The following is a 3378-nucleotide window of genomic DNA, read 5'->3' as shown; positions in this document are numbered from 1 at the left end:
CACGCCGCCAGCGTTCATCCTGAGCCAGGATCAAACTCTCATGTTAAAGTTTTGATTCCAGTCAAAATTCGCTTGGCTAATTTTAACCGTTATTACTGTTGTTTTGGTTTTGTTCTGAATGTTCTCTTGAACTTCAAGGCTTAACCAAAAGCCTTTGTTCTTAGAATTTTCAGGGTTTTACATACTGTTCAGTTTTCAAGGTTCTTTGTTGTTGTCTCATCGACAGCTTATTTATATTATCATAAGCAATTGACTTTGTCAACAACTTTTTTATTTTATTTTTAATCTTTCTCAGAAATCCGTTTGCGTTTCCGCTCTTATTTCCTCGATTGATTTGCCCTTGTCTCAAGGACGTATGTTATGATACCAGAGTTTCCAAGGATTGTCAACAATTTTTCTATATTTGTTATTCTTTTTATTTTGTTGTGATTTTTTAGAATATTCTAACCATTTGAAGTCTATGCATCTATTTCCCCTAATCCCAGAAATGGCATCGAATCAAAAGAATCCGATGCCATTTCCATCCATTCATAAATACAGCTTTCACTTTCCATCTACACTCTCATTTATATCTATTACCTATTCCTATACTACCTTCTCTACAAATGATACTCAATCAATTTAACTGCCAGGCTGACACCGCCGCAGACCCACATCACAAGAATTGGGTTCAGTTTCCATTTGCGGAGCGCTATAAAAGCTGCCGAAAAAAGAACCAGACTGCCCCACTGGATCACCCTCTCCCCATTTACCTCTGGAAGAACTGCTGCCAGTAGCATCGAAAGTCCGGCACCTGCGATCAGCGCCACTACCGCTGGGCGAAGACTGCCTAAAATATTTCCCATCGCAGAGCCGCCGCGGTAACGCCGATATATGTATGCCAGTACCGATACAATGATACAAGATGGGAAAATACATCCCCAGGTTGCCGCAACCGCCCCCGGAAGTCCCGCTATCCGAATTCCGACAAAGGTTGCTGAATTGACCGCAATCGGTCCCGGCGTCATTTCCGCGATCGTGATAAGATTCGTAAACTCCGTCATCGTGATCCATCCCTGTCGTTCCACAATCAGGCTCTGTACCAGTGGAATCGCCGCGTAGCCGCCGCCCACGCTGAAAAGCCCTATCTGCAGAAAGCTCAAAAATAATTGTATATAGATCATATCTATTCTCCCCCTCTATACCGCACCGGTCGTCTGCTCACGTTTTCTCATCCAGATAAATCGAATCGTTCCCGCCAGAATACCCGCCGCAATGATATAGATTACATTCACATCCAGCACAAAATCAGCCAGGAACGCAATTACCATGATTGCAATTGAATACAGCTTTTTTTCCTTCAGAACATTCACTCCCAGCCCACAGGAAACATCCAGAATCACAGCCGCCACGCCGACTCGCATTCCCTCTAGTGCTGCTGCCACCCAGACGTTCGACGCAAACGCGGCGTAACAGACGGATAAAACCGCCAGAATCGCCATCGGCGGAAGAATCGTTCCGATGACTGCCACCACCATTCCGGCAAACCCATATACTTTCCAACCAACCAAAATTGCCCCATTTACCGCAATCGCGCCCGGACAGGACTGTGCCAGTGCGGTAAAATCAAGCATTTCCTGTTCATCAATCCAGTGAAGCTCATCCACGAAACATTTCTTCATAAATGTCACAATGACAAAACCGCCCCCGAATGTAAATGCGCTGATATAAAGTGTTTTTAAAAATAAAACCAGCAGTTGATGCTTCTGTTTCATCTGCCATTCCCCCTTTTTCTATTTTATCTTTTGTCTCTCCCAGTTCTCCTTCACGCAAAACAACATTCCTTTTTCTGTGCCCATTATAACACTTGCCAATTCATTTTAAAATTACTATAATTTATATATAGTTCTTATTAAAATATCTATGATTCTCTATAAAAGCAACGCCGTCAAAAATAATATTTCTGACGGCAGGAAAAAAGTAGGACAAACATACAAATACGAATGTTTCCCACTCCTTATGAAACATTCAGGAAAGGAGTTTTCATGACACTGCGGCATTTCCGAATTTTTATCGAAGTAGCATCCGCCGGAAGCATCACACAGGCGGCGCGCAATCTCTACCTGACGCAGCCAACCGTCAGCACCGCCGTCCGGGAGCTCGAAGAACACTACGGAACATTATTTTTCGACCGGATCAACCAGCGTCTGCGAATTACCGGCGAAGGGCGGCGTTTTCTCGACTATGCACGCCATTTTATCCAGATGTACGATGAAATGGAACTGGCATTTTCCAATTCCGGAATCAGCGGAGTTCTCCGCATCGGTGCCAGCACCAACGTGGGGATTTCCTATCTACCACGTTTCATGCAGCTATTTCAAGAGACATATCCCCAGGTACACACGCAGGTCCATATACAGACGACCGCACAGACGGAAGCCATGCTCTTAAATGGGGCGCTAGATCTTGCAATCGTCGGCGGAACCATCCGCTCCGAACAGATTGCCCTGACTCCCCTGTTTCAGGAACACTACACCGCCATCTGCGCGCCGGGACACCCGATGGCAGGAAAAACCGTTTCCATCAATACATTTATGAAACAACCGCTGCTCTTCCGCGAAGTCGGCAGCACCTCCTATGAAGTATTTCAAAATGCCATCCGCCAGACCGGCTGTGAGGTCACCCCTGCCTGGGAAAGTACCTCACAAGAGGCCATTCTCGAAGCCGTCCGCCTGGGGCTTGGCGTCACAATTCTGCCAAGCGCTATGCTCGAAGCTGAGCTGAGACTCAGTACCATTTCCCGGATCTATTTTTCGGATTTTTCTTTTCAAAATACCGTTCATCTGGCGTGGCATCAAAGCAAGTTTCTGTCTCCTGTCATGCAGGATTTTATCCAAATGGCGCGTGAACTTTTGCCATCCAACCATATTTCCGCTCAAAATCCCCCGGGAATCTCTCCCCATGCATATCCTGTCCACAGAAATTTTCCGAGGCTCTCCCGCAGCTACGCTCACTGATCTGCGATATTGAACTACCCTGGGAAAAATTTCGAAATGCATCGGTGCTCTATCAGATGCCTCTTCGTCATTTTCTGGCAAATGCGTTCTTTTCCGCTCTACTGGAACCAGGCAGCGGACTGGAAGATATGATTCTACAGATGAAGGGGATCGCGTTAGAGTATGCCATCGTCCGCTACAGCCTTTTCCTGTGATGAATGCATGACGGTTCCGGTAAACTTCCGTATGAGACGGTTCGCGATTATCAGGTCATCATTATCCATATGACCGGATACGACGCTGAGGTTATCTGGGATTGGTTGCGAATACGTACAGATGATTGAAAATAATTTCTTCCAGTAATTCTTTTGAAATATAGGTATACCTATATTAAAGATTACTG

3 protein-coding genes are annotated in these 3378 nt (G+C 45.5%); 1 reads left to right on the top strand and 2 read right to left on the bottom strand.

The window, feature by feature from the left end; genetic code table 11:
* Positions 1-599: 599 nt before the first annotated feature.
* Together DWX91_RS16045 and DWX91_RS16040 are read right to left on the bottom strand one after the other, a co-directional pair.
* Positions 600-1163, bottom strand: coding sequence for a chromate transporter (locus tag DWX91_RS16045; RefSeq protein WP_118494319.1), 564 nt, complete (start codon positions 1161-1163; stop codon positions 600-602).
* A 15-nt stretch (positions 1164-1178) separates the two neighbouring features.
* A complete protein-coding gene (locus tag DWX91_RS16040) occupies positions 1179-1754 on the bottom strand; it encodes a chromate transporter (protein ID WP_118494322.1) in 576 nt (191 codons plus the stop codon).
* Positions 1755-2024: 270 nt separating this feature from the next.
* Here DWX91_RS16040 and DWX91_RS16035 point away from each other — a divergent pair, with 270 nt between their 5' ends.
* A complete protein-coding gene (locus tag DWX91_RS16035) occupies positions 2025-2996 on the top strand; it encodes a LysR family transcriptional regulator (RefSeq protein ID WP_182435123.1) in 972 nt (323 codons plus the stop codon).
* Positions 2997-3378 lie beyond the last annotated feature (382 nt).

The sequence above is a fragment of the Clostridium sp. AF22-10 genome, assembly GCF_003478725.1.
Lineage (GTDB): Bacteria > Bacillota > Clostridia > Lachnospirales > Lachnospiraceae > Otoolea > Otoolea fessa.
This window is presented reverse-complemented; position numbering and strand designations above follow the sequence as displayed.